Below are 26,493 nucleotides of genomic sequence, written 5' to 3'. Positions count from 1 at the left end.
CCTGATTCACCCTTTGCGTGCTTCGAAAGCAAACGTCTCCATTTGTCGAGGTTCGCATCACGCCAATGGCAGGCTGTGCCATGGAACGTAGGCTGAGCAGTAGCGATGGCTCGACGTGGCTCGACGTGGCTCGAAACGGCCCCTCTCACTGCACGAGACATGAGGGCGGTGAGACGCAATCGCGCTCCAGCTTCCCACGTTCCAGCCGTTAAGTGGGAAGACCGTGGAGCACTGGAACCGCCTGCCCCCTTCCGATGCTGGATTCGGGTGATTCAATATTCCAGAACGGTTGCTCTTCGACGTTCCGTGGCCCCTAGGGTTCGCCGCCGTCCGAACGAAGCCACCGCAGATTCGGAGCAGGGGGATTTCGAACGGTTTCACTCCTGGCAGACTGCGGCAGCTAGCGAGATGGTGGCAAACCGAGCGCAAGCGGATGGCCATACGGTTCCTCGCCACAGCCTGGCGCGCTCAAAACGCTACGACAACCGCACGTCGGCGAAAGATTGCAAAGGTGTGTTCTTCGCCTCGCGATTCTGGTGCGTACTGCGGACCGCTGAGGGCCTGCGAGACGGATCGATCCCACGGCACGGCGGGCTCGGAAACCAGCGTATCATGCACCCGTTCGACGTTCTGAGATCGATCGCGGGATCGCCCCTCTCTCCGAACGCCAGCGAAGCGTTCCCCTGTCCGTGCGGTGGCCGCGATACCGCTCGGCATGCCGAGACGCTGAAGATCGGTTCCAGGACGCACCACTTTGCGTCGGGCCAAGGGCTGCGAGTTCAACCCGAGGGCGTGGATGGAAAGTCTGCCATCGAATGGCGAAGCATTGGCAGGCGCATCGGGTCGCTTTGCGACGCTTCGGACCGATGATTCCGTCCTGCGGAGCACGTGTCGCAAGCGACACGTGCTCAATGGATGACGCCGAGGGCGATGGGTTCGTCTACTCTTGGTTTTCCCAAGTCACGCCCATTTCGCTTTCCAGTGAAGCATACCAGTCGCGGAACAATTGACCGGCTTGGAAGTTCGCGAATTGTCGCAGTCGCATCCGTTGAGCGGGCTGCATGAAATCCTCGCGAAGCTTTTCCAGGTCCGGCGACGTTGACTTCACCTGGAACACGTAGAACGTGTTCTGCGGTTGATTCGCTGCGCTGCCGAAGGCTTTCTCGGAAGTGGAGAAGACGGCTTTCATGAAATCGGGGCCAACGCGATCCAGATCCGGAACACTCAAACCGAAGCCTTGCATCGCCGTGAAAGGTCCCACGTCGCCGATCACCAAGGTCTGTTTCGCTTCAGGGATCTCCGCCGCAATCGTTTCCGCATTGGCGTTGTTCAACTTCTTCGCCAACGCTTCGGCTTCGGTCTTTGCCAATTCACGTGCTTTTATCAATCGCAACGCATCTTTGACTTCCGCTTCGATCTCCTCAAACTCGGGAGTGAACGGTTCACGCTGTTCGGTCTTCCAGAATACGAAAGCCGATCCCGGTGGGTTGCTGTCGGTTCGCTTGGGGGTATAGAGCGGGAATTGGTCGTTGTAGATCAGGCTAGCAAACGAATCGCCACCGCCAAACCCCATCCCTTGAGTTTGCGAGCTCGCGATCGGTTGGTCGGCGACCGACAACGGGTCCTGCATGCCGGTGACGCCGTATTGCAGGCCTAAAGCCGCACCCAAGTCCTTCAGACTGAATTCGGGAGCTTCGCCCACTTTCTTACCTTGGTCCTTGTCACCTTGCCACAGCATGCGGGCACCGAAGTAACGCTTCATTTCGCTTTCAGCTTGCCCCATCGCCTTCTGCATGGCAGCCCGAGCCGCTGGCAACGCGAGTTCGCTGGCGACTTGATCCTTCACTTCTTCAAACGTCTGAACACGCGTTTTCGGAGCTTCGGGAGGCGTCAGTCCTTCAGCGGGCGATTCTTCTGCCGCTGCGTCAGTCTTCATTTCCGGCGTCGCATCGGCGGGCTTTTCGTCGGCTGGTTTTTCCTCAGCCTTTGGCTTTTCTTCCGTCTTGGCTGGTTCGTCTTTCTTCTCTTCCGCAGGCTTGGCTTCGTCAGCCTTCATTTCCGGCTTCGAATCGGCTGGCTTCTCGTCCGCAGGTTTTTCCTCAGCCTTTGGCTTCTCATCCGCCTTGGCTGGTTCGTCCTTCTTCTCTTCGGCCTTCGGTGCGTCCGCTGGTTTTTCTTCTTCTACCGGTGGCTCTTCTTCGGCTTTTTCATCGTCCTGCGGACGGAATGCAGCGAGGCGAAACATCGAACGTTGGCTGGTCGAAGACTGATCCGCAGCCCCCGCCTCTTCTTTGGCATCGTCGCCAGCGTCCCCCTTGGGTTCCTCCGCAGGCTTTTCGTCTGCAGGCTTTTCATCCGCAGGCTTTTCATCCGCAGGCTTTTCATCCGCAGGCTTTTCATCCGCAGGCTTTTCATCCGCAGGCTTTTTATCTGCAGGCTTTTCGTCCGCAGGCTTCTCGTCCGCAGGCTTCTCGTCCGCAGGCTTCTCGTCTGCAGGCTTCTCGTCTGCAGGCTTCTCATCTGCAGGCTTCTCGTCCGCAGGCTTCTCGTCGAGGACAAATTCCTTGAAACGACCTTGAGCGACTAAACGATCGTATTCTGCGCGGAGGTCCTCTTCGCTGATCGTCTTCTTTTCCGCTTCCAGGAAACTGTCGAACGATGCGGTCAAATATTCGACGTTCGCCGAATAATTGCGGCGGAAGCCGGGGGTCGCGGAATCGGGATTGGGGAAGTCATCTTTGTGCTTTTCGTACAGTGCTTTGACTTCGGCTTCGGGCAGTTTGTCGTCGGGAACCTGATCGGTGAAGCTGGCCACGACAACCGGATAGGCATCGATCGTCGCTTGTTGGTTCATCTGCTTGAACAGCTCCCAGCTCTCGCCGGGCGATGTCAGCGGCTGGGCTCCGGCAGCAATCCCCGTCTGTCCGACGCGTTCGACCGCGTTGGCTAGCAGTTCGGTTTTGAGCACGCTGGCCAATTGGTAGCGACCGATTTGGTTATCCGAAGATGTCGACAGGATCGCGTCCATCTCGCCTTCGGTGACTTTGTCGTTGGCATACAAACGCAGCCATTGATCGATCGCACCGTCATCGAGATCGAAGCCCATCTCCTTCGCTTTCCGCGACAACAGATAGGTTCGCAGCGCGTTGTCCAGCGACATTTGGTTGGAGATGCCAACGCGTTGGACGTTCCCCTGTTGGTCGACGGCAAACCCAGGAACTTGGGGACGTCCTCCCTTGTCCATCACCTTCTTCGCCACATCGGCAAGGAAACGCGTGGTCAGCTGGTGGTTGCGAAGATAGCGATTCATCTTCGCCATATCGACTTTTTCGCCACCAATGGTTGCGACAGCTTCGCTCTGTCCGCCACCGCCACGACTGGAATCCAAGTAAACCTGAAGCGCCGGAAGGACGACAAACGCAATCATGGCCAATCCGGCCAAGGCCGCGACCATTATCTTTTGATTACTACGAAAAATCGACAGAGGGCCTGCCATAATGGTGCTACTTTCGTGACTGGAGCTTTTAAAACGAACCTCTCCGGCGGGCAACCGATGCCACCGATCAAGGCGAAGCGAAACCTATATCTTATGCCGGGCCGACGACAGCCGCCAAACCGGTGTCCTGCTAGCAATTGAAGCGGTCATTGCGCAGCGACCCCAACATTTTCAAGGGCTGTCAAAGTACACCGCACCGATTCAAAGGGTCAAGGCCGGAGTCTGGCGGGGAAAGCTTGGCCGAGGTTGCCAAAAAAGGGGAGCAAACCCCTTGTCGATCCGTTATCTTATGAGCAGACAGTTCGTCTTCCCACCGGTGCTATCCCACCAAATTCTCTCTCTTGAAGGAATCCCTCCTGATGTTCGATCGACGTCAATTTATTGCCTCTTCGGTTGCGACCACCGTCGCAACCACCGCCCTTCACTCTCAAGTCTCCGCCGCCGAGTCCGAAAAGACGGTCAAGGTTGGCGTGATGGGCCTTTCACGCGGTATGTCGCTTGCCACCGATCTGGCCAAGATGGACGGTGTCGAAGTCAAATACATCTGCGACGTCGACAGCACTCGGCTCGCTTCGGGCGCTGAAAAGCTGGGCAAGATCGCTGGCACGTCTCCAGAAGCGATCACCGATTTCCGCCAGATCTTGGACGACAAAGAAGTCGACGCGTTGGTCTGCGCCGCTCCCAACCATTGGCACGGCCCGGCGACGATCATGGCCTGCAAAGCGGGCAAGCACGTCTACGTTGAAAAGCCCGCCAGCCATAACGCTCAAGAAGGCGAATGGATGATCGAGGCGGCTGAAAAATACAACCGCGTCGTTCAGGTCGGCACGCAGCGCCGCAGCGCTCCTGAAATGATCCAAGCGATGGAAAAACTGCAAGCCGGAGCGATCGGCAAGGTCTTCCTGTCGCGCGGTTATTATGTCAACCAACGCGGTTCGATCGGAAAGGTAGAACCGAGTGCACCGCCAGAGAATCTCGATTACGCGCTTTGGGAAGGCCCCGCCCCTCACCGCGAATACAAATCGAACGTCGTTCCTTACAACTGGCACTGGAACTGGCACTGGGGGGGCGGCGAGTTGGCCAACAACGGCGTCCACACCCTGGACATCTGTCGTTGGGGAATGGGAGTCGATTATCCGACGCGCACCACGATCTCCGGCGGCCGCTACTGCTACGACGACGATCAGATCACTCCCGACACGCAAGTTGTTGCGTTTGAATTTGGCGATGGCAGCCAGATCACTTGGCAAGGCACTTCGTGCAACAAGCACAACGTCAACCCATTTGTTTCGTTCTACGGAACCGAGGGTTCGATGGAAGTCGACAGCAACGGCGGCTTCAAGTTGTTCAATCGAGCCAACAAGATGGTCGAAGAGGTCAAGGGAACGAACAACGGCCAACTGGCGCACCTGACCAACTTCGTCGACGCGGTTCGCAGCGGCGATGCTTCCACCTTGAATCAACCGATCGCTGGCGGACACTGCAGCACGATGATGTGCCACTTGGGCGTGATCGCGTATCGCACCGGCCAACCTGTCATCTCCGATCCGACCAACGGCCACGTTCAAGGACCGCAGGAACAGAATGAGATGTGGGGACGCGAGTACAACCCGGCTTGGGAAGCCGACGTCACCAAGATCTAAACATTCCCTGACTCTCCAACCTGTAACCACTCTCATCGCCCCATCCGCTTGGTGGCCGCCAACATCGTTACAGGTGTCGCAATCCGACCCGAGAGCAGCCTCTACAGTAGAGGCTGCCTCGGTTATCTGGCCGTTGCCCGGCGGGCCCCTTGGTTTGCAAGGTAGATCTTCGTTGGACAGCCACGCGCGGTAGCGATCACGCTGCTGATCGGACGAATCGACAACTCCACGTCGATCCGCTTGGGCTGGACCTGCAAACGTCCCTTCATGCCCACAGCCAAACAGCCCAGCGACGCCCTATGATCCGCGCGATCGATTTTCACAAAGCCTATGAATCCACCGTGGCGGTGGCCGGTTTGTCCTTCGCAGTTCTTCCCGGCCAAGTCTTTGGGCTCGTTGGGCCCAACGGCGCCGGGAAGACGACGACGCTGCGGGCCTTGAGCGGCCTCGTACCGGCAACGCGCGGCCGGTTGGAAATCGCGGGCCTGGATGTTGAACAACATCCGATCGCCATCAAGCAACAGACGGCGTATGTCCCCGACGATCCACAATTGTTCGACGACCTGACCGTCGGCCAACACATGGACTTCTTCGCTTCGGTCTACCGCGTCGCCGATGCCGAAACCAAAACCCATCAACTGCTGCAGACCTTCGACTTGATCGAAAAAGTCGACCAGCGAGCCAATGCCTTGAGTCGAGGGATGCGACAGAAGTTGGCCGTCTGTTGCGGCTACCTGTACTCTCCCCAAGCGATCTTGTTGGACGAACCGATGACCGGTTTGGACCCGCCGGGAATTCGTAACCTGTTGGAATCGGTACGTCAGCGAGCGGCCGACGGAGCGGCGATCATGATCAGTTCGCATCTGTTGGCGATGATCGAATCGGTCTGCACCCATGTCTTGGTTCTGGATCGTGGCCGTTCGAAATTTTGCGGCCCGATCGATACGTTCAAATCGCAGTTTGAATCGGCTGGTGCCCCCGCGTCGCTAGAACAGGCCTTCTTTGCCGCGACGTCGGGAGAGCTTTCGGCGGGAGCCTCGTTATGAATGCGTTCTCGTTGGAAGCGTGTTTTCCCGTGGGTTTGCGGCAGCTGTTACAGATGCGAACCGTGGCCAAGATGGCCCGTTTGAAACGCCGAATTTTCGCTCCCCGACGCATCGTCTTGACGGCGATCGCGCTCCTGTTAGCAGCTTTTTGGGCGGGGCAGACGCTGCTTGGCATCCTGCTGCGGCCAGCGGCCGACCCACAGCGGTTGCAGTTATGGATCACCAGCGGTCTAGTCATGTATGCGTATTGGCATCTGCTGCGGACCGCTTGGAATAGCGAGCGGGTGGGGATTCCGTGGTCGCGTCCCGAGCGTGAATTGCTCTGGACCGCCCCGCTCTCCCGGGCTCAATTGATCGGATATCGCTTGGCGGGCAGCTTCGCCCCGGCATGCCTCAAAGCGGCTCTCTTGACTGTCGTGCTACTGCCCGATTCGTCGCGTATCGAACTGACGTTTCTCGGTTTACTGATGGCGTTGGGGATCTTGGAACTGTCGCGGATGATCGTCGAGATCGGTTGTTCGGGCATGTCCAAGCCCGCGCTGCTGCGGCTCCGCATCGGCGTCGCGGCGATCGCCATGGCGATCGCTGCGTCGGTTGGCGTGAGTGTCTGGACGCATTGGAATCCCGAATTCGGAATGCCAGCGATCCAGTTACCGAATCTGATGCTCGGCGGTTTGGTCGAACTCAGCCAAGGAGAAGTCGCACGGACGATGGGGTATCCGATGCGTTACCTTGCGGACATCGCCATCGCCAGCCATTGGAACCTTGCCGTCGTGATCGGACTGATCGCGGGGACGTTGGAGATCGCGGCCCTGGTCGCGATCATCTTCTGGGTGGAGCGGGCATTGGCCGCATCGCAATTGCGCCAGCATCGCGTCGAATACGCTTCGCTGGAATCGCAGCAGGTCGTTGAAGCGCCACTGGCCCAACAGAATCTCGAAGCCTTCCAGCGTCGCCGTCGCCTGTCTGGTGCGCTATCGTTCGCTGGCGTTGGACCGTTGGTTGCGCGACACGCGGTGACGTTGCGCGGGTACTGGCTAACCGTGTTGGCCACGTTGTTTGTCCCCGCCGCATTTTCGACGTTTCCAATATGGGTGGTCCCTGCGGACCAGCCGATCTTGATTCACGTCGTCGGTTCGTTGATCTTCTACACGCTGCTGTTGGGCCCGCCGGCACTGAAGATCGATTTCCGCCGCGACCTCGACCGGATCCTCTCGCTGCGACAACTGCCGATCTCCGAATTCCGGATCACAATCGGTCAATTGGCGCTACCGATCGCCGCCTGTTTGGCGTTTCAGTTGGTGGTGCTGGCGGTGACCGCGATCACGCGAACTCCCGATGCAACCAAACTTGGCATGTCGATACTGGTGCTAATCCCCGCGACGGTCTTTACCTTCGCGTTGGAGAACGCAATCTTCTTGACCTTCCCGCAGCGAACTGGTCAGGAGGGAATTGAAGTCCTGATCCGCACGACACTGGTCTTTACGTTCAAAGGCCTACTGTTCGTGCTGGGGGTCGCGGTCCTGATGGCTTGGACGATGTCGATACGTCGTTGGGTCAGCGACGATTATCAATCGATCGTCTACCGGACCGGTGGGCTGGCGATTTTGTGGTCCGCCGCGGCGGCATCGCTGTGGGCGACGGCGACCGCGCTGCGGCGCTTTGACCTGTCGGTCGACACGCCCGCAGCCTAAGCCAATTTTGCTGGCACGAGGGCTTCTATTCCGCTGGAGCAGCAGCTTTGGCAACGACCTCAAAGTCGAGCGTCGATTGGCCAAACTTCTTTCCCTTGAGGTCCTCGATCGTTAGCTGGATGCGATGGGGTCCGGGAGCCAATTGTTTGGGCAGATACAGACGGTACGCGATAAAGTAGTCGCGGCGATAGTTGTTGCAGGTCTGTTTGTCGGCCGGCAGCACTTGTTCGGCAACGCGGACTCCGTCGGCGTTAAACAGGTCGTAGCTGCCTTGGAAATGCGTTTCGTAGCCATCGCTCAGCCGTTCGGAGGCGAAGTTGTCGATCTCGCAGTACAGGATCACCTGTTGGCCAGGTTCCATTTTGTAGTCTTTGAACGGCGTGATCCGACCGTAGCTTTCGACTTCGGTGCAGAAGGCAATGCTGCTAACGTTCAACGATTCGGTCGCGGCAGCGAGGTGCCCCGAAGCGAGCCGAAGATTTTCCAGCGACTTCTCCCAACGTCGTGCCCGAGACGGGGATCCGTCGGGGTCGACCAAGTTCCACATCGTCATCATCTGATAACGCAGATAATCCTGTTCGGCGGCGGTCAATTCGTCGACCTTCTGCATCGCTTGGTCGGGCTTATCGGCCAACAGATAAAGCATCCGCAGTTTGGCCAATTGGGTCAGCCCCTCGGGCGTGTCCAATGCGAAATCTTGCGCCTCGTAATGCGTGATCAAGGCGTCGAGATGTTCTCGGTTGGTCATGCTCTTCGCGACGGGGGCCGCCGCGGGCACTTCGGCTTCCAATTGGATCGTCTTGGTCTCAGGTTCAGCCGGCTTCGCAGCAGGCGTGGTTGCCGCGACTTGTTCGACCGCAGCGGTAGGTGCCGTTTCGGCAACCGGTTGGGACGCAAATGCGACGGATGCTTGCAATTCTTTATCGGTTGCGGTGGCCGTGGATTGTTGAATCGCGTTGGGAGTTGCCGACGGTTGTTCCGAAGCGGTCGCAAGGGCGTGCGCGACCGGTTGGCTTTGGGTCGGTTTAGGCAAACTCATCTCCTTGGCCGGAGTAGGATTCGCGGCGCTGGACCCCTCCGAAGTCGTCGCTTGTTGACGCTGCATGTTGCGCATCGCCGCCAATTGTTGGCGGGCCGCGGCCTGAACCTCGGGACTTGCATTGCTGAACGCTTCGATCAACCCATCGGCTTCGTCGTCGGCGGTGTTGCCACCCATCGAAGCCATCTCGTTGTCCTTCGGCGCTGCTGGGGGGGCTTGCCGCTTTCGCGCATTGGCCGCATTCGAAGTCGAAGGACGTGTTTGTTGGTTCGGCGATGCCTGAAATTGCTTGGCAATCGTCGAAAACAGCCCTCCGCTGGGCTCCGCCGGCGGTTGAAGCTCGGCCTGCAACGAGCGATCCGGGACGGCGGTTCGGCAACCGGTCGCAACAATCAAAGTATATAATGTAACCGAACAAAGGGTCATTCGGAGCGTAACGCCGTGCATCCTTGCCTCGTGCGTTGATGGATTGGGTAGGGACCCCGAAGATGGGGCTTTGGGAGAGCGTAAGGAAATCCGCCGGTTTCCATCAAGATAGATTCAAAATATTTTTCCCCCGCTCACCAAAACCGCTTGGTTTGTGTCCTTCTGATGAAAGATCGCTCTTGGTCGACAGCCCGCCATTGACCAAAGGCCCCGATTACGCTTAAACCAACACTGCAGGGGAGTTTAGAGCGACGCTCGGCTCCCCCCTCCCCCGGTCTGCCCGCTGTTTGGTGCAGATCGTTTTTTTGGTTGCTTGATAAACGAATGCAAAAATCCCGATGACCCAGACGACCGACGACCTCCGAATCCGCGACCAAAAATCGCTCCGCTCCCCCGCCGACCTGATCGCAGAAATTCCTGTCAGCGAAACTGCTGCCAACACGGTCTACCAAGCCCGGCAGCAATTTCATCAGGCGTTGGAGGGGACCGACGATCGGATCGCTGTCGTCGTGGGCCCCTGTTCGATCCACGATCCCGAAGCGGCGATCGAATACGCTGCCAAGTTGCAAAAGGTCCAGCAGCGTTTGAGCGACGATCTGTTGGTCATCATGCGGGTCTACTTCGAAAAACCGCGGACCACTGTCGGCTGGAAGGGGCTGATCAACGATCCTCGCATCGACGGCAGCTTCGAGATCAATCAGGGACTGCAGACCGCCCGGAAGTTGCTGCTGGACATCAATGAAGTCGGCGTCCCCGCCGGCGTCGAATACCTCGATCTGATCAGCCCTCAATACATCGCCGATCTCGTCGGTTGGGGAGCGATCGGGGCGCGGACCACCGAGAGCCAGGGGCACCGCGAACTCGCCTCAGGCCTCTCCTGCCCTGTCGGTTTCAAAAACGGAACCGCTGGCAGCGTGCAGATCGCCGTCGACGCGATCGGTGCCGCCCGCAACTCGCACCATTTCCTATCGGTCGCCAAAGATGGTCGATCGACAATTTTCCAGACCACCGGCAACGAAGACTGCCACCTGATCTTGCGCGGCGGCAACACGCACACCAATTACGACGCCGCCAGCGTCGACGACGCCGCGGCGTTGTTGGAGAAAGCGGGGCTCGATCCGCGGATCATGATCGATTGCAGTCACGCCAACTCGCGAAAGCGGCACGAACGCCAAGCTTACGTCTGTCGCGACATCTGCCATCAGATCAGCGAAGGAGACCGGCGGATCATCGGCGTGATGATCGAGAGCAATCTGGTCGAAGGCAAACAGAGCAAGCCGGAACAACGCGGGCAAAGCATCACCGACGCCTGCATCGGCTGGGACGATACCGTCACTCTGTTGGATCGCTTGGCCACCGCCGCCAAAGAACGCCGGACAGCGAAGTAGCCGGTCCGGCTGGCAGTTCGGCCATCGCGCCGCTTCATCGCAACGAACCCCCCAGGCCACGCCCTGGGGCTGTTATTGGCGAGTCCGTCCGTCTGTCCGCGCCTTGTCGAGGGCTGCGGCCAGACGCTTCACGATATCGCGATGCGCCGCGGCGACGTCGGTCGTCTCTCCGGGATCGTTAGCAAGATCGTAGAGCTGGTGGACCTTGCGGTCTTTGCCGCCGGATGTCTCGATCATCTTCCATCGGCCCGAGCAAACGGCGATCGCGTTGTCTTTCGTGTCACCTTGAACAAAGATGGCCTCGCGACGGGGCGTCGTCGGATTGCCAAGGAGTGCAGGCAGGATGCTGATCGAGTCTTCACCGGCATCGTCGGGGAGGTCGACTTGCAATAGGTCGGCGAATGTGGCGAGCAGGTCGGTCAGACAGAAGGTCAGGTCCGACGTTGAACCGGCTTCGATCTGCCCCGGCCACCGCGCGATGAAGGGGACGCGATGGCCCCCTTCAAAGGGCGATCCCTTGCCGTCGTGCCACTTGCCATTGGTGACGTGCCCCAAAGCTCTGGCATCCGCTTTGGCAGACTTGAATTTCCCCCGCACCTCCCCCGCTTCGCTGGCGAGATGAAGGTTCGTGTTCTGCGTCCCTTTGAAGTCCTTCGGAGAGGCGCCGTTGTCGCTGGTGAAGATCACCAGCGTTTGATCGGTCAGTTGCAGTGCATCGAGCGTGGCGAGAATCTCGCCGACATGGGCGTCGAGTTCCTGGATGTGATCCCCCAGCAGTCCCGCCTGGCTGGTGCCGCGGAACGTGGCGGCTGGCGTGACGTGAGTGTGAGGCGCGCAGGGGGTGAAGTAGAGAAAAAAAGGACGCTCGGCATTCTCGCGAATGAACTCGGTCGCTTTGGCCGTTAACGTCGTATCGACTTGATCTTCGATCCGCGGATGAGCGACACCTTCGGGAAAGTCGCGACCTTTCACGACTCGAAAGGCTTCGCCTGGCTTGCGGCCGACGATGTCGTGGTTTTCGATGAAGACCCGGTAGGAGTCGTTGTGGTTCTGCGGCACGCCAAAGTGATAGTCAAAACCGACTTCCAACGGCCCCGTGATCGGCAGTTTGTTCCAATCCTTGCTGTAACCCAGGTGCCACTTGCCGATCGCAGCGGAACGATAGCCTTGGGGCTGGACCAGCGAAGCCAGCGTCATCCGCCCCGATTCGAGTCGGTAGTTATTGCCTTTCTTGTGCAGTCGCCAAGGCAAGCGTCCCGTCATCAACCCGTAACGCGATGGCGAGCAGACCGATGCGGCTGTGTGCGCGTCGGTGAACTGCTTCCCTTGGCGAGCCAGTCGGTCGATGTTTGGCGTTTTGATTTTTGTCGCCCCATAACAGCTGACGTCTCCGTAACCCAAGTCGTCGGCCATGATGATGACGATGTTGGGAGGAGCTTGGGGCGATCGAGTCTCTGCGGCGTACAACACGGCAGCAGGGGCAAGCAGCAAGAGCGGAGCGAGTAAGATCTGTTTCATGGGAATTCAACGGAATGTGGAAGTCGGTTTCTACGGATTGAATTTGGATTTAGAACTGGTAGTCGGCTCCGTCGCGGCTGAGCCGACACGATTCGTCGTATTCGGCCATCCGCGCTTTCATCCTCGCCAAAATCTCCGGCTCGGTCGCCGCGAGGTCGTGTTCCTCGCCCGGATCTTCGGCGAGGTCGTACAGTTCATATTCGCCGCCGGCCACGGCCCGCTTCAGCAGCTTGTAGCGATTCTCGACCAACGCCTGTCCGTCGATGTCTTTATAGAGTCGCCGGTAGCCGAAGAATAATGGCGTCGACCGCTGCGTGGCGGTTCCTTTCAGCACGCCCATCAACGACTGGCCGTCGATCGGGCGATCGGCCTTTTTTCCGAGCGACGCGCCGGTCAATTCGACCACGGTCGGGAAGTAATCGACGGTCGCGCAAACCGTGTCGCTGGTGGTCCCCGCCGCGATCTGCCCCGGCCATTCGACAACCGAAGGCACCCGCAACCCTCCCTCGTACATCGTGTGTTTGTGGCCGCGGAACGGGCCGGCTGAAGCGACTCCCTTCTTCGCCAACGAATCCGAAGGGCCGTTGTCGCTGGTGAAGAACAGGATGGTGTTCTTTTCAATGCCGAGCTGGCGGAGTTCGTCGCGGAGCCGTCCGATCTGGTCGTCCATCGCCGTGATCGCGCCAAAATAGTTCTGCTTTGCCGTGCCGTTGTTCGGATAGAGTTTGCGGTATTCCGGTCCGGCGATGACAGGTTCATGAGGCGTGTGAAACCAGACGCACGCCAGGACCGGTTGCTGATTCTGTGCGGCACCGCGGATGAACGGAAGCACTCGGTCCATGATCACCCGGCTGTCATCTCCTTCCATGTTGTCCGCGACTTCCACGCCGTTGTGGACGTACGGTTTGCCCCCCTTCCACGGCTCGGGCTCTTTGGATGAATCCTTCTTACCACTCTTCTTACCGCTCGATTTGTCCGGCGGCGTCTTCGTTGGGTTCCAGGTCGGCACCGCGCTGGTCGTCGCGAAGGTTTCGTCAAAACCGTGATGCCACGGCGGCGAATAATAGCCGCGCGGCAGCTGTTCCTCCGGCTTCACCCAGCCCAGATGCCATTTGCCAAAGAACCCCGTCTGGTATTTTTTAAGATGAGCGACTTCGGCCACCGTCATCTCGCCCCGTCGCATTCCGCCAGTGTGAGCCGCTAACACACCAAAACGCCACGGATGACGTCCGGTCAGACAGCTGCCACGCGTCGGCGAACACAACGGCGAAGCGGTATAAAACCGCGTCAGCCGCATTCCGTTCTTCGCCATCGCGTCCAGATGAGGCGTCTGGATGACGGTGTTCCCGTTGAAGCCGACGTCACCCCAACCGAGATCATCCGCCATCACGAGGATGATGTTTGGCTCAGTTGGCTCTTCAGACCAAAGGGTGGTCTGAGACATAGCGAGTAGCAACAGCAGCATGAATCGCGTAGACATCGATGCGTGGAATCCTGGAAAAGAATGAGAGAAGAGGAATGTCGCCGGGGCCCAGACTGTGCTCACGATCTAACCGTTGACGGCCGGTCACGGGTCGGTCGATAGCCGTTGAGGCCTTCAGCGTACGATCGATTCTATCCAAGATAGCGAGCCGACGGTGCGGTCGGATCGACAAAAGGAGCCAAGAAATGGGGGGAGAGAAGGATGCGCGAAAACAGGCGCTGGAGTCGAGGCTTCAGCCGAATGAATGCTGGGGGGCGTCGCCTGAAGGCTCGACTCCAGCGGTGTCTCTCCTACAAGTATCCATACCGCTCGAAATATTCGCTCCAACGTTCCTTCAGCACCGCCTCCTGCTCCGGTGGCAGGGAGTGTTGGTTGGTGCGGTAGCTGCGGTGTTGGCTTTCGACCCAGTCCTGCAGTTGGGGCTTGAGATTGCCGTCGAAATCGCCGAGGTTCAGCTTTTCGTAGACGTGGCCTAATTGAGCGACGGGATCGGCGACGAGGTCTTCATATCGGATGTCGATGATCTGATCCTCGGCGACCGCCGACCGGCCCGCGTGGAAGGCGCGATACATCCGCTCGTGACACTCGAGGACATATTCTTCCAAGTGGTCATAGTTGGGCCGTTGGAAACATTGCGAGACATCTAACGATTTCCACAGGCGACACGTCGATGGGAAGATGTTGCGTGGGTCGCGCGTGATGTGGATGAACTTGGCGTCGGGAAAAGCCTCCGCCAAGACGGCGATCCGCCCGGTGTGGGTGGGGCTCTTCAAAACCAATGGTTTCGGATTTTTGTAGGTCAACGCTTTGAGGAACCCACGCAGACCGTTCACCCAAGTGCGATGTTCCTCGGGAGAGATGTTTGTCCAATCGAGATAGTTCATGTCGGGCGGAGCTTCGCCGGGGAAGGCCATCCGCCGGTAGGGCGATGGCAGGCCGAGGACCAGCAGCGCGAATTCGTCCTCCTGTGGCAAACGCCAGCCGGCCGACATGTTGTCCATCGGGCGTTTACTCGGCAGCAACCAGCTGCCAAACATGTTGAACTGCCATTCGGTGAACAGGAAATGGTGCGGTGCGAAGCACTGGAACGATGTCGGAAACGTCCATTGGTTGTCCAGGACCATCAACTCATGCAGCAGCGTCGTGCCGCTGCGCCAATGACCGACGATAAAAACGGGCGGTCCGGCCAGTTCGGTGTTATCGATTCGCCGACCGTGGACCAACCGATGCCCCGCCGCCATCAGGTCGTTGATCGGCGCGATCCCCGAAATGATCGCCGCCATCGCCAGCCGAGAGGGCTGGATTTTGAAGTGCCCGTCGCGGAGCAGTTTCCAGTAGGGAGCGGTTCGCATCCCATGCCAGAACCTGGGCGTGTAGAACGGGTACGGGTGAAAATCGTCGGGCTTCGGCGACGCGGACGATTTTGCAGCAGCGGGTGCGTGTTCGCTCAAAATGATTGAATGCGGGTTGCAGGGGGAGACGGCGGGCCAAAATCTGATCGTAGTTGTCGCCCAGCGGATTTGCTAGGCGAGCTTGGTTTTCACTTCCCCCGGGGATCGGGCTCCGGGCGACTTGCAGTATACTGAAAACGTGAACTCCCAACCCTCGAGGCCCGTTGGATGTCGACCACTCCATCGCATCACCCATCCACCGCCCATCCGCTGCTGCGTCGCGTCCGAGGGCTCTCCTGGCAGGCCCACGGTTTACTATTGGTTCGTGCGATCGCGATCGTCGCGGCGTCGTTGATCCTGTTGGCGATCGGGCTTGGCACAATCGATTGGCTAGTCCGTTCCCGTAGCTTGGGGTGGCGTTGGCTCTCGACTGGCTTGCTGGTCGCCGCTGCGATGGGGCTCGCCTGGCGTTGGCTGGTCCCCGCGATCCGGCTGCGGCTGCGAGGGACCGATGTCGCCCGGCAGATCGAAGCTGTCTTTCCCGCCCTCGGCGATCGGCTCAGCAGTAGCATCGACTTTCTCGAGTCGCCACGTCCTTCGAAAAGCCACCTCGAAGCCGCCGTCATCGATCGCACGACTCAGGATGTGCAAGGTTTATCGTTTGCAACGGCACTCAACCTCCGGCCAACCCTCGGCGCGTTGACCGCCGCGGCGGTGATCGCTGCGGTTTTGAGCGGCCTGTGGTTCCAGGATTCCGCGACGGTCTCGCACGCCGCCGCCCGACTGGCTCAGCCCTGGCGACAACTCGATTGGCCGCGTCGCCATCATTTGCAAATCGATCCGTTGCCCAAAGTGGTCCATCAGAGAGACAGTTTGGAAGTTGTCGTCCGCGACCCGCAATCCGATCTTCCATCCGATGCGGTCGTGTTGGTGCGAACGCCCGCCGGGACGCAGAGGCTTCCGCTGCAGCAGGCTGGGCACAGCGGAGTCGCCCGAATCGAGAACGTGCAGACCCGGTTGGAGATCCGCGCGACCGGAGGCGACGACGACACGCTCGACTGGCAAGCGGTCGACGTGGTCCAGTCTCCCGAAATAAGGCGCCATCAGTGGACGCTCACCGCGCCCGAATATACCGGCAAGCCCCAACGGGCGATCGAAGCCCTGCGGTTTGATGTCGTCAGTGGAACGCGGGCTGGGTTGGAACTGAGCCTCTCTAAACCGATCGCCGAAGCAAGACTGAGTCAGTCGACCAGCAACTCGTCCAATTCGAATGTCGCAAGCGAAGGAAAGCTGTCGACCGATGGGCTGACCGTCCTCTTCGAGCCGTTGGAATTGACCGAGGATCGCCAGTTTCAGATCGAATGGACCGACGTCGACGGTCTGCCGGGGAGCTTTGCCCAAGAGTGGACGATTCGTGTCGTTGCCGATTCGCCTCCGCAAGTCGATTGGTCCGAAGCGCCCCGCGTTTCGATGGTTATGCCCGACGGAGAGGTCGCGTTGAACTGGACCGCGGAAGATGACTTTGGGCTCACCGAAACCGGGGGCCGCTGGAATCGACCCGGCCGGTCCGCTGCGGAGGACGCGGCGGAAGCTTCCGACTTTGCCGTGCAAACGTTAGCGGAGATCGAGCGGACGACCGACGGCAAGGCGATGTTCAAGCCGTCCGATTGGAAGCTGCAAGCGGGCGAGACGATCGAGCTAGCCGCGTGGGCGATCGACCAGCAGGGGCAGCGAGGTGTCAGCCCGACGCTATCGTTGGCGATCGTTTCCGAAGCGGTGATTCGACAGCAGGTCGCCGAAAATGAAAACACGATCGTAGAGAAGCTGCGCGATGCCACCGCCGAACAACGATCCGCTCGCGATCAAGTTCTCGCCGCCGCGGCGGAGTTGAAGCCGGATCAGGACCGCGCCACCGCAGCCCAGCGCGTCGACTTTGCAGAGACCACTCAACAGCAATCGCGCCGTACGTTGCAAGAGACCGGCGGCGCGATCGATCTGGCTAGGCAAGCCGTCGAACTGCTGGAGAGCAACAGTCTGCTGGACGCGGATTCGCAACGCTTGAGCGATTTGCTGGACGCGCTGTCGGAGCTGGCGGACCGTGACTCCACCGAGATCGTCGATGCGATCGCCAGCGCCGCCGCTGCGATGGAATCCGAAGCACGCGACGCAGCGGCGACTGCGAAACTGAAACAGCAACTGGATCGGATCGGCCAACAACAGCAGGAGGTTGTCGATCGGTTGGAGTCGTTGGCTGGAGAGCTTGTCAAACGCGATGCCGTCCGCGATCTGTCGCGTCAGTTGGACGATTTGTTATCGGATCAGCAGCGATTGCAGAACGAAACCGCCGATCTCGATGCGGCCGATGATTCGGCAAAGGACTCGCGCCAGCAGACGCTTGGCAATTCGCAACAGGAACTGTCGCGGCGAGCTGCACGCTTGGCGGCGGAGATCGCCGAAACCGCAACGGATCTCCCCGACGAACAGGCTCCGTTTGCCGATCGATTGCAGCGGGCGGCCGAGCGATTGGATGAAGATCAAGTGGTCGGTCAGATGCGGTCGAGCGCCGAGGATTTGAAGTCGGGACGGCTGGGGCAGTCGATGGAAAAGCAATCGCAGATCCAGCAGGCGTTGCAGTCGACTCGTGCGGCATTGGAAGGAAGCGATCGCAGTCGCGAAGAATCGATGTCCGACGCGATCCAGGCCGCGGCCAAGGACTTGGAAGACGCAGCCGATCAGCAGCAGCAGATCGGTCGGCGCTTGGATGATCCGCAGGAGGAAGCTGCCGAGTTGGCCGACGATTGGAAGCAGCTGGCCGATCAGACTCAGCGGTTGCGTTCGCAAGTAGAGCGATTGGGTGCCGAGCAGGCGACCGATCGGATCGACCAGGCGTTGGAAGCTCAATCGCAAGGCCAACAGCAATTGCAGGCGGGCGATCGGGAATCGGCACAACGATCGTCGCAGACCGCTCAGCAGCAATTGGACGATGCCCGCGAGCAACTGGCGCAGCTGCAGAAGCAAGTCGACGCCGACCAGCAGCGGAAAAAGATGTGGGCGTTCATCGAACAGTTGGAAGGGATCTTGGCCGACCAGCGGATATTGATCGCTCGGATCGAAGCGGCCCAATCGGGAGGGCTCGGCGATCTGGCCGCGACCGAAAAGCAATTGGCTCAGCGCGTGCAAGCGATCTCGCCGATGGTATCCGAACTGGCCGGGTTCGACTTTGTCATGTCCGGTGCCACCGACGACATGAACCGCGCTGCGGCGATGCTTGCACGGGACGATCGATCACCGGCGGTGATCGATGCGGCGCAAGGAGCGCTCGCGAGATTGGAACAAGTGCTCGAAGCGGTGATGCAGCAGATGCGTCAGCCCCCTGGAAACGAACCGATCGATCCGTCGCAGCAAGATCCGCAACAGCCACAGGATGGACCGGACGACCATGAAAATGAGCAGCCGTCGATGGCCAGTTTGCGGCTGTTGTTGGGGCTGCAGCAATGGTTGTTGGATCGAACCGCAGCGGTCGAAGCGATCGATCCGGTCGACGAGGCTCAGCGAAACTACAAACAGCAGGCGATCCGCCAATTGGCTCAGCGGCAGCAAAAGCTCCGCGATCAATTTCAATCGCTATTGGACCAAGCTCCCGCACCCGCAGCCGACAAAGAGGGGGACGGGATCGGAGCTCGTCGTTGGTCGCCTTAGCGGTTTTGTGAGAGCGGAGTCCCGCAGCGGTCGCAGAATTTGGCTTCGCTGTCGTTGACGGCGCCACACGATCCGCAGGTCGCCAACATCGCGGTCCCACACGAATCGCAGAACTTGGCGTCGTGATCGTTTGCGGTTCCACAACTGGGACATGCCACGGACGACTGACGGGCGGACTGGTTCAGTCCCGCGCCGATCGCCGAGGCGACAGCTTGCACACCACCACGGGTCTCTTCGGCCATGTAGTTGAAGGTGTCTTTGCCGACCGGCGCGATCTCCCCCGCTTGGTATCGCGTGATCGCACCCATGAACCCATATCCGCTCATCGTGCTGCCGACGAACATCAGGGGCATCCCGACAAAGCAGCACCAGAAGAATCGTGGCGGGCCAAAGCTGCCAAACGACATAAAGAAGCTGGCCATGCCGACGATCGTGAACAACGCGCCGACGCCAAAGATTAAAGGGCCGATCTTGCGTAACAGCTGCCGCGTTTTCAGATGACCAGGATTGATTCGCTCTTCGTCCGACATGGTTTTCTCCGGTAGGTGTGTACCACGAATTCGCTGATAACGCCCGAATCTTGGCCACTTTCTCAATTATAGGGTCAGCCTTGGGCGGAATACCGCGCGATGACGCGAGGGGAACCAAGCCACCCCTGTGGTTTTAATCTCCAGCCGAATTGACCATTTACGGGGTTTATCTTGCCCTTGAACGACTGTAATGGTAGCGTTATACCCTGCTCGCGGGTGGCCATATTATGTCTGACATCATTTTTTTCCCGCGATTCTATGTTTCTCTCCTTTCATCGGAATTTAAATCTATGAAACGCAAAGGATTCACCTTAGTGGAGTTGTTGGTGGTGATCGCCATCATTGGAATCTTGGTGGGATTGCTGTTGCCGGCCGTTCAGGCAGCACGCGAAGCGGCTCGCCGGATGCAGTGCAGTAATAATCTGAAGCAGCAAGCTCTGGCGATGCACAATTATCACGACGTGTACAAGGTGTTGCCGCCAATGTACATCCACGACACCAATGTCACCGACGATGGTGGGCACTGGGCGTGGTCCGCGTTCCTGTTGCCGTTTATCGAGCAACAACCACGTTATGACGCGTTGGAAGTGGGAACCGCCAAGGCACGTGCAAAGATCACCACAAATCCGGAGTTGTTTCAAAATCCGATCGACGGCTATCGCTGCCCATCGTCGACTGGACCAGCCGTTCATGAACCGGGGGTCGACGCAGGATACTGTATCGATGATATCAACGATACGAATACCGGAGTGGCGGTCACGAATTATGTCGTCGCTTCGAATATCGCGGATCTGCGTATGAAACGGGCCTCGAACATGATCGATGGACTGACCGGAGCGATTGGGATCTTCTCCCGCGGCATTAAGGGCGAGCCGACAGCGGGCCTCCGGGACATCCTCGACGGCACCTCCAACACGCTGATGATTGGAGAACGTTTTCACAGCCGTGCAGGAGGAATTCGGATGTCGGGGGGAATGATGTTGGTGGCGCGTGACAATCTCTCGCTCGGCCCCACAGCTCGCGACAACCCAGGCAATACGGCAACCAATCAAGGCGTTATGTCACTTGCGGGTAGCGCTCGCTATCCGATCAACGTCGTGATGACACCAAGCGAAAACGTCAGTTCGACGAAGAAGATGGCTTTCAGTAGCTTGCATCCAGGGGGAGCCCAGTTTGCGGCGGCCGATGGTTCGGTCAAGTTCATTTCCGACACGGTCGAATTGAGCAACGGCAACAACGGCGGTGGTTGGACTGTCGACAGCGTGATGGAAGCGCTGATCGGCATGCAGGACGGCGTCCCCGCTTCGCTGTAGTCCGGTTGCTTGCTCGCTTTCATTATTGAAGTGCCCGTCTTGTGGCGTTGTCGCAGGGCGGGCACTTTTTTCTTAGATACTTGGATTGACTGAAAGATTTGAACGATGAAGAACTGTAAAAAAATCGTGGCGACCGGACTGTTGGCAATGTTGATTCTTGCGACATTCGGCTGCGGCCCTTCGGGGCTGCCTCCCTTGGGAACCGTTCATGGCACCGTCACGATCGACGGTCAACCGGTCGAAGGTGCCAGCATCGAATTCATTCCCGAAAATGGACGCCCTTCGGTTGGCGAGACCGATACCAGTGGGAACTACAACATGATGTTCACCTACGATGCCGACGGCGCATTGGTAGGCAAACACACGGTCCGCATTACCACCGCGCGGGAGGGTGTCGTTTCCGAAGGGGACGGGCCTTCGATCGAAGCGCGCCCCGAGTTGTTGCCAGCCAAATACAACGAGGCGAGCGAGCTACAGGTCGACGTGGCCGCTGGAGACAACACGTTCGATTTTGATCTCGAAGGCAAGTAGCGACGCGTCGCACTTCGTTTGATGGGAACTATGGCTTGACCGCGGTCAGCCAGATCTGGTCGAGCGTTTGCTCGGTTCCGGCGACCGTGAAGGTCGCCGCTTGTTCCCGCGGACGCTCGCCAGCGATTCGCCCGATGATTCGGATCGGGCCGGAAAACGCGACGCTCTCTTCTCCGCTGACGCTGATCTCCAGCTTCACTTCTTTTGCGGTCTCCCCTTTGGCCGCGGACGTTCCCGTCGTGGCGGTCAGCGTTTCGGGTAGCCCTTCGATCGAGATCGCGATCTCGTCGCTACAACCCCGCTCGCGAGCGACGGCGATCGGGAGAGTCAGTTTCTCTTTCCCTTTGATCACAAACGAATCGGCGGCGACGGTCAGGGCGAAGCTGGGGGGTGAATCGTCGATCGTCATTCGGTAGGCGAACCGTGGGCCTCCATTTCCATAGAGATCGCGGACTGTCAGTTCATAGCGTCCGTCGGCGGGAATCGTCTGCTTCAGTTCCGAATCGCGGCGTCCGCTCGAATCGTCGACCTCCGCCAGCTGTTTGCCTTTTTCATCCAACAGCGTGAGCACCGGATCCAACAGATAGCCCAGCGAATCGGATTCGACGCGGCATCGCAACGTCTGTCCCTTCTTGGCGTCGAAGGCGAACTTGTCAACTTCGCCCGCCGCCGAGATTTGATCCGAGATAACTACGGGCCAGGCGATCGGATCGCCTTCGCTGTGCCTGGTCGGATCGAAGACGGGGATGCTCGATCGGACGACTTCGACAAACGAGGCGAGTTCGGGATGCGAAATATATTGCCGCTCGCCGGGGATCGCCGATGGCGTGACGCTGGCTGCGGTCTCGGCGATATTCCAACCATGCAGTTGGATCGCGTTATCGGTTTCCGTGTCGATCGCCATCGGGCTGCAGTGGTCGACGAAACCGGCGGTCGTTAGGGTCAGTCGATAGATGTAGGAACTGCTGCCCGAGAAATTGATCGTGCTGTTGGGAGTCGCTGGAAAGGCGAACAGGCCGACGCTGTAGGTTCCGTCGGCGGGCGCTTCGAACGCGATCTGAGGATCGTTGCCGACGTTGTCATCGTTTTGGGCGACGACAAATCCACGCGGATCGGCGACTTGCAGCACGGCATCCATCGGCGAACCGAGACGGCTGTGGGCCTGTAGCGATGCGACGAGCGTTTGCCCTTTTTTCATCGGGACCGCAAATCGATCGACCTCGCCCGATTTGTGCAGCACGCCATCGACGACGGCGTTGCCATCGATCGGCTGCGCTTGTTCGGGCGAGTTGTTGGGTTCGACTTCATCGACTGCCGGCAGCGAATCGACAAGGAACGGTCGCACGACCGAAGCTCCTTCGGCGTCGAACAGTCGGATGAAATAGACGCCAGCTGCATCGGCGCCCGCGGCGATCTCCAGCTTCCCTTTGTCCTTCGCCGGCGTCACCGTCAATCCTTCGCGGTCGACCCAGACCTGCGGGGGCCAGGTCGAAAACGAACCGGCAGCAGTGACGGTTCGGGCCGCCTCGCGACCAACGCCCGCCGGAAACAGGTGGTCTATTTTCGGTGGGGCCGCGAGGGCGGAGAGGGATTGGCTGGCGGCGAGGATCAGGGCAAGAGTTCGCATGCGGTGGGGACTTTCGACGACGGTCGGGCTACATCAATTCGGAGATCGGTTCGGGATTGGAGACGTACGTCATCGGCCGCCCTTCGGGAGTGTGGACGATCTTGTCGGGATCGATTCCCAATTTGCGATAGACCGTCGAAACGAAGTTCTCCGGGGCGAGGACGCGGTCGACTGCGGAATAGCCCTGGCGATCGGTCGCGCCGATCACTTGGCCACCGGGCGTTCCACCACCGGCAAACATCACACTCATCGCATTGGACCAGTGATCGCGTCCGCCATCTTTGTTGATCTTCGGTGTGCGGCCAAACTCGCCCAACACGATCACCAACGTTCGCTCCAGCATTCCACGCTCTTCCAGATCTTGGATCAGCGCGGCGATCGTTTGCTCATGCGGTGGCAGCTTCTTGTCGAACGCACTGAACAGCTTGGTGTGATGATCCCAGCCACCTTCGTAGAGCGTGATGAAGGGAACGCCCGCTTCGACCAAGCGACGCGCCAACAACGCTCGTTGGCCAAACGAATTGCGGCCGTATTTCGCACGCGTCTCTTCGGGTTCGCTGTGGATATCGAACGCCTTTTGAGCCTGCGGCGAAGTCATCAGCTGCTGGCCTTGGTCGTAGAACTCATCGACCGCGATCAACGGATCGGCAGCCGCTTCGTCGCGGAACCGCTTGAGCGCATCGATCTGCCTGCGAATCGATTGGCGATCGGAGAACTTGGCTTCGGAGAGTCCCTTGGGCAAGGCGACGTCGCGGACTTGGAAGCTGGCCGAGTTCGGATCGTCGGGAACAACAAACGGAGCATATTTGGCACCCAAGAAATTGGGGCCACCGCTGCGCGACATGCTGGGCATCGAGAAATAGGCGGGCATTCCGGCGGGCGCCCCCACCTCGGCGGCAACCACCGATCCCATGCTGGGATGGAAGCTGACAAACGCGCCGCAGCCGACTGGAATTCGCGGCGGTGAGCCGGTCATCATGTAGTGGTTTCCCGCGCCGTGATTTCCTTGATCGTGGCGGATCGATCGGACGATCGACAAGCGGTCGGCGATCTTTGCGGTCGCGGTCATGTGCTGGGAGAACCGAACCCCGGGGATCGCCGTCGGGATCGTACCAAATTCGCCGCGAATCTCCACCGGCGCATCGGGCTTGGGATCGAAGGTTTCGTAGTGCGATGGGCCGCCATCTTGCCAGACCAGGATGCAGGCGTCGGCTTGATGTTGTTTGATCAATCGCGAGGCGTCCGCAGCACGCAACGCACCCGAGAGACCAAGCGAAAAGAATCCGCCCAGCCCGACCTGCAGACAATCGCGTCGCGTCACACCGGAACAATTTTGATAGCGCGTCATTTGTCTAATCCTTGAACATGAACTCGGGGGTGTTGAGCAAAGCCCACATCAAATCTTGAATGGCATCGCGGCGAACGGCCGGATCGGTTGGACCACCAGAAAAAAGCGAGACGCCAAACTCTAATTCCGCATCGTCGGGCAGCCGGCTGTAGGTCGACAGATACAGCTGACGGACGACCTCTTCTGGCTTTAGATCGCTCTTGGACAGATCGGCAGCGCGGCCTGAATCGGAAGTGATCTTGGCCTGCATCGTTTTGGAATTCATCAGATGCAAGGTCTGTGTCACGGTCGTCTGCTCCTGCCTTTCGCAAGGTGGATCTTGGTTTGGGTCGGGGCGTCCAAAGGCGTCTAAGAACTGCGAAGTGATCCGGTGGGTCCAGATCTCTTTGGCGCGGCTGCCCGCCGGCATGCCGGTGAAGTTATCTTCGACACCTGTCACTTCGGCCACCGAATCCATCAGCACCTCGGCTCGCAAGCGTTGACGGTAGCGACGCGAGAAATTGCGGGTGTCACCAACGTTTCGCTCGTTCGGTACGCTGTCCAACGAATAGACCGCCGACGCCGCGATCGCTCGGATCAGCTCTTGGATGTCAAATCCCGACTCGCGGAAATGATCGGCCAAGGCGTCCAGCAGCGGTCCATTGGAGGGCGGGTTAGTCGCTCGCAAATCGTCGACAGGTTCGACGATTCCACGTCCCATCATGTCGGCCCAGATGCGGTTTGCCATCGTTTGAGCGAAGTAGTCGTTTTCGGGACTGGTGATCCAAGCTGCCATCGCGACGCGAGTGTCTTTGTCGTCGGCACCAACCTCGGCTGTACCGAACAACGGGGCTGGGGCCAGCGAAGCGCCGGTCGTCGGATGGTTTACCGTTCCCTTTTTGGCGGCGTAGACGATCTCTTCGCTTCCAGATATCGGCGGCGACACTCCCGTACCCTTTCGGCCCAAACCGGCGAAGTAAGAGGCGAAGCTGTAGAAGTCGTGTTGGCTCCACTTTTCAAACGGATGATGGTGGCACTTGGCACATTCCAAGCGAATGCCCAGGAACAACTGAGTCGTGATCGTTGTCAATTCGTCGGGCGATCGGCGATCACGGAACAGGGTCACCGCACCGTTGTGGAACGTGCTCCCTTGAGCGGTCAGCAGTTCCCGGACGAACTGATCCCAAGGCACGTTTTTGCGGAAACGTTCGCGGATCCAGAGGTCGTAATTCAGCACCGCTTTGATACCGACGCGGTACGGATTAGGACGCAGCAGATCGGCCCACTTGTTGGCCCAGTGCTCTGCATATTCAGGGCGTTGCAGCAGATCGTCGATCAGATTCAAACGCTTGGTCGACGAGGGATCGTTCAAAAACGCTGTCGCTTCGTCGGCGGTCGGCAGGCGACCGATGATGTCGGTGTAGACGCGTCGCATGAACTTGGCATCGTCGACCGAAGCCGAAGGGGTGATCCCCAGCGACTGCAGTTTGTTCCAGACGTGATCGTCGATGAAGTTGTTGCGCGGCAGGTCGGCATAGAGGTCGTCGGGGACATCGCCCGCCAACGGGATCGCGACGTTGCAGGTTGCGATCACGTTCATGTAGCGGACCATGATCGCCGCTTCGCCCGGCAGCGAACCGGCTCGCACGACGCCGTCGTCGCCAACGGCGACGGTCGCGCTTTCATTGGATTGGTACATCGCCATCGCGGTGACGTCTTGCTGCGTGCCGTTGCTGTAGTGAGCGGTGACGACCAGCGGCAGCGATTCGCCTGGCTTGAGAAACTTCTGCGTCGGCGAGACCGTCACCTGGTCCAGGCTCGGTTCGTCGGGCAGATTGCGTGGCATTCCCGATTCGATCCAACGCAGCAGCGTGCGGTATTCGGCGCTCTGTTCATCGAGCTTTCTTCCCCCGCCATGGGGCAGTTCGCCGGTCGCCTTGAGCAGCAGCAGGCTCTCGCGCGGCGAGGTCGGGAAGACGCGGCGGCCTCGGGCGTCCCGAGCGATCGCGTTGTAATCGAAATTGGAATCGAAGCCGAGCAACGACAACTGAAAACCGTTCTGGCCGTTCTGTTTGCCGTGGCAAGGGCCGGTGCTGCATCCGCGAGCAGCGAGAATCGGCTGGACTTCCAGTTCAAAGCTGACAGGTTGTGCAGCGACATTCTGCACCGTCAGCCATAAGGCAAGGAGCATCCAGAGCGGAAGTGCGTGGGTAGGCATGGGCGGGATGGGGGTAGGAGGGAACGGCTAATTATAGACGTTCCCGGCGGCGACAAGCAAGCAGAATTGGTCGGTTTGACTTGCTTGTCGCTTGAGGTGGGGTGGCGCATGTGCACCGCTGCTT

The 26,493-nt window shown here is 59.2% G+C and carries 16 protein-coding genes; 7 read left to right on the top strand and 9 right to left on the bottom strand.

Features of this window, described 5'->3' with window-relative positions; all coding sequences use genetic code 11:
- Window positions 1–940: 940 nt before the first annotated feature.
- The gene (locus Poly24_RS27920; RefSeq protein ID WP_231753484.1) at window positions 941–3,454 is read right to left on the bottom strand and encodes a hypothetical protein; all 2,514 of its coding nucleotides are present in this window, start codon (window positions 3,452–3,454) and stop codon (window positions 941–943) included.
- 401 nt (window positions 3,455–3,855) lie between these two features.
- On the opposite strand from Poly24_RS27920, the gene Poly24_RS05835 reads away from it, so the two are divergent.
- The 3 genes from Poly24_RS05835 to Poly24_RS05825 all read left to right on the top strand — a co-directional run bounded on the left by Poly24_RS05835 (window position 3,856) and on the right by Poly24_RS05825 (window position 7,879).
- Window positions 3,856–5,139 carry a Gfo/Idh/MocA family protein gene (locus Poly24_RS05835; protein WP_197452354.1) on the top strand — a complete coding sequence of 428 codons (1,284 nt, stop codon included), beginning with the start codon at window positions 3,856–3,858 and terminating at the stop codon, window positions 5,137–5,139.
- A 299-nt stretch (window positions 5,140–5,438) separates the two neighbouring features.
- Window positions 5,439–6,185 (top strand): ABC transporter ATP-binding protein, encoded by a 747-nt coding sequence (locus tag Poly24_RS05830; protein ID WP_145091812.1) that lies wholly within the window; start codon window positions 5,439–5,441, stop codon window positions 6,183–6,185.
- Window positions 6,182–7,879 carry a hypothetical protein gene (locus Poly24_RS05825; RefSeq protein WP_145091810.1) on the top strand — a complete coding sequence of 566 codons (1,698 nt, stop codon included), beginning with the start codon at window positions 6,182–6,184 and terminating at the stop codon, window positions 7,877–7,879. Before Poly24_RS05830 ends, Poly24_RS05825 begins: the two co-directional genes overlap by 4 nt.
- A 25-nt stretch (window positions 7,880–7,904) precedes the next feature.
- Here Poly24_RS05825 and Poly24_RS05820 read toward each other — a convergent pair whose 3' ends face one another.
- Window positions 7,905–9,104: a hypothetical protein gene (locus Poly24_RS05820; protein WP_145091807.1), complete on the bottom strand. Its 1,200-nt coding sequence runs from the start codon at window positions 9,102–9,104 to the stop codon at window positions 7,905–7,907.
- Between the two features lie 578 nt (window positions 9,105–9,682).
- On the opposite strand from Poly24_RS05820, the gene Poly24_RS05815 reads away from it, so the two are divergent.
- Window positions 9,683–10,732, top strand: a complete 1,050-nt coding sequence (locus tag Poly24_RS05815; RefSeq protein WP_145091804.1) for a 3-deoxy-7-phosphoheptulonate synthase — start codon at window positions 9,683–9,685, stop codon at window positions 10,730–10,732.
- Window positions 10,733–10,804: 72 nt separating this feature from the next.
- On the opposite strand, the gene Poly24_RS05810 is transcribed toward Poly24_RS05815, so the two are convergent.
- The 3 genes from Poly24_RS05810 to Poly24_RS05800 form a co-directional block, all read right to left on the bottom strand.
- On the bottom strand, window positions 10,805–12,250 hold the full coding sequence (locus Poly24_RS05810; protein WP_145091802.1) for a sulfatase family protein: 1,446 nt from the start codon (window positions 12,248–12,250) through the stop codon (window positions 10,805–10,807).
- A 49-nt stretch (window positions 12,251–12,299) separates the two neighbouring features.
- Entirely contained in the window at window positions 12,300–13,730 is a 1,431-nt protein-coding gene (locus tag Poly24_RS05805; protein WP_145091797.1) for a sulfatase family protein, read from the bottom strand.
- A gap of 293 nt (window positions 13,731–14,023) precedes the next feature.
- A complete protein-coding gene (locus tag Poly24_RS05800; RefSeq protein ID WP_145091793.1) occupies window positions 14,024–15,085 on the bottom strand; it encodes a sulfotransferase family protein in 1,062 nt (353 codons plus the stop codon).
- Between the two features lie 267 nt (window positions 15,086–15,352).
- On the opposite strand from Poly24_RS05800, the gene Poly24_RS05795 reads away from it, so the two are divergent.
- On the top strand, window positions 15,353–18,823 hold the full coding sequence (locus Poly24_RS05795; RefSeq protein ID WP_145091790.1) for a DUF4175 family protein: 3,471 nt from the start codon (window positions 15,353–15,355) through the stop codon (window positions 18,821–18,823).
- Here the strand turns inward: Poly24_RS05795 and Poly24_RS05790 are convergent.
- Window positions 18,820–19,353, bottom strand: a complete 534-nt coding sequence (locus tag Poly24_RS05790) for a zinc ribbon domain-containing protein (RefSeq protein WP_145091787.1) — start codon at window positions 19,351–19,353, stop codon at window positions 18,820–18,822. The genes Poly24_RS05795 and Poly24_RS05790 overlap by 4 nt on opposite strands.
- A gap of 290 nt (window positions 19,354–19,643) precedes the next feature.
- Here Poly24_RS05790 and Poly24_RS05785 point away from each other — a divergent pair, with 290 nt between their 5' ends.
- A complete protein-coding gene (locus Poly24_RS05785) occupies window positions 19,644–20,666 on the top strand; it encodes a DUF1559 domain-containing protein (protein ID WP_197452568.1) in 1,023 nt (340 codons plus the stop codon).
- Between the two features lie 105 nt (window positions 20,667–20,771).
- Window positions 20,772–21,197: a DUF4198 domain-containing protein gene (locus tag Poly24_RS05780; protein ID WP_145091781.1), complete on the top strand. Its 426-nt coding sequence runs from the start codon at window positions 20,772–20,774 to the stop codon at window positions 21,195–21,197.
- A gap of 28 nt (window positions 21,198–21,225) precedes the next feature.
- Here Poly24_RS05780 and Poly24_RS05775 read toward each other — a convergent pair whose 3' ends face one another.
- From Poly24_RS05775 to Poly24_RS05765, 3 genes are read right to left on the bottom strand one after another with little or no spacing between them, the layout of a single operon-like run.
- Window positions 21,226–22,824 (bottom strand): PPC domain-containing protein, encoded by a 1,599-nt coding sequence (locus Poly24_RS05775; RefSeq protein WP_145091769.1) that lies wholly within the window; start codon window positions 22,822–22,824, stop codon window positions 21,226–21,228.
- A gap of 28 nt (window positions 22,825–22,852) precedes the next feature.
- Window positions 22,853–24,172 carry a DUF1501 domain-containing protein gene (locus Poly24_RS05770; RefSeq protein WP_145091766.1) on the bottom strand — a complete coding sequence of 440 codons (1,320 nt, stop codon included), beginning with the start codon at window positions 24,170–24,172 and terminating at the stop codon, window positions 22,853–22,855.
- A 4-nt stretch (window positions 24,173–24,176) separates the two neighbouring features.
- Window positions 24,177–26,369 (bottom strand): DUF1549 domain-containing protein, encoded by a 2,193-nt coding sequence (locus tag Poly24_RS05765; RefSeq protein ID WP_145091763.1) that lies wholly within the window; start codon window positions 26,367–26,369, stop codon window positions 24,177–24,179.
- Window positions 26,370–26,493 lie beyond the last annotated feature (124 nt).

The sequence above is a fragment of the Rosistilla carotiformis genome (assembly GCF_007753095.1).
Classification (GTDB): domain Bacteria; phylum Planctomycetota; class Planctomycetia; order Pirellulales; family Pirellulaceae; genus Rosistilla; species Rosistilla carotiformis.
The sequence above is the reverse complement of the archived record's forward strand: the minus strand, read 5'-3'. Positions and strand labels throughout refer to the sequence as shown.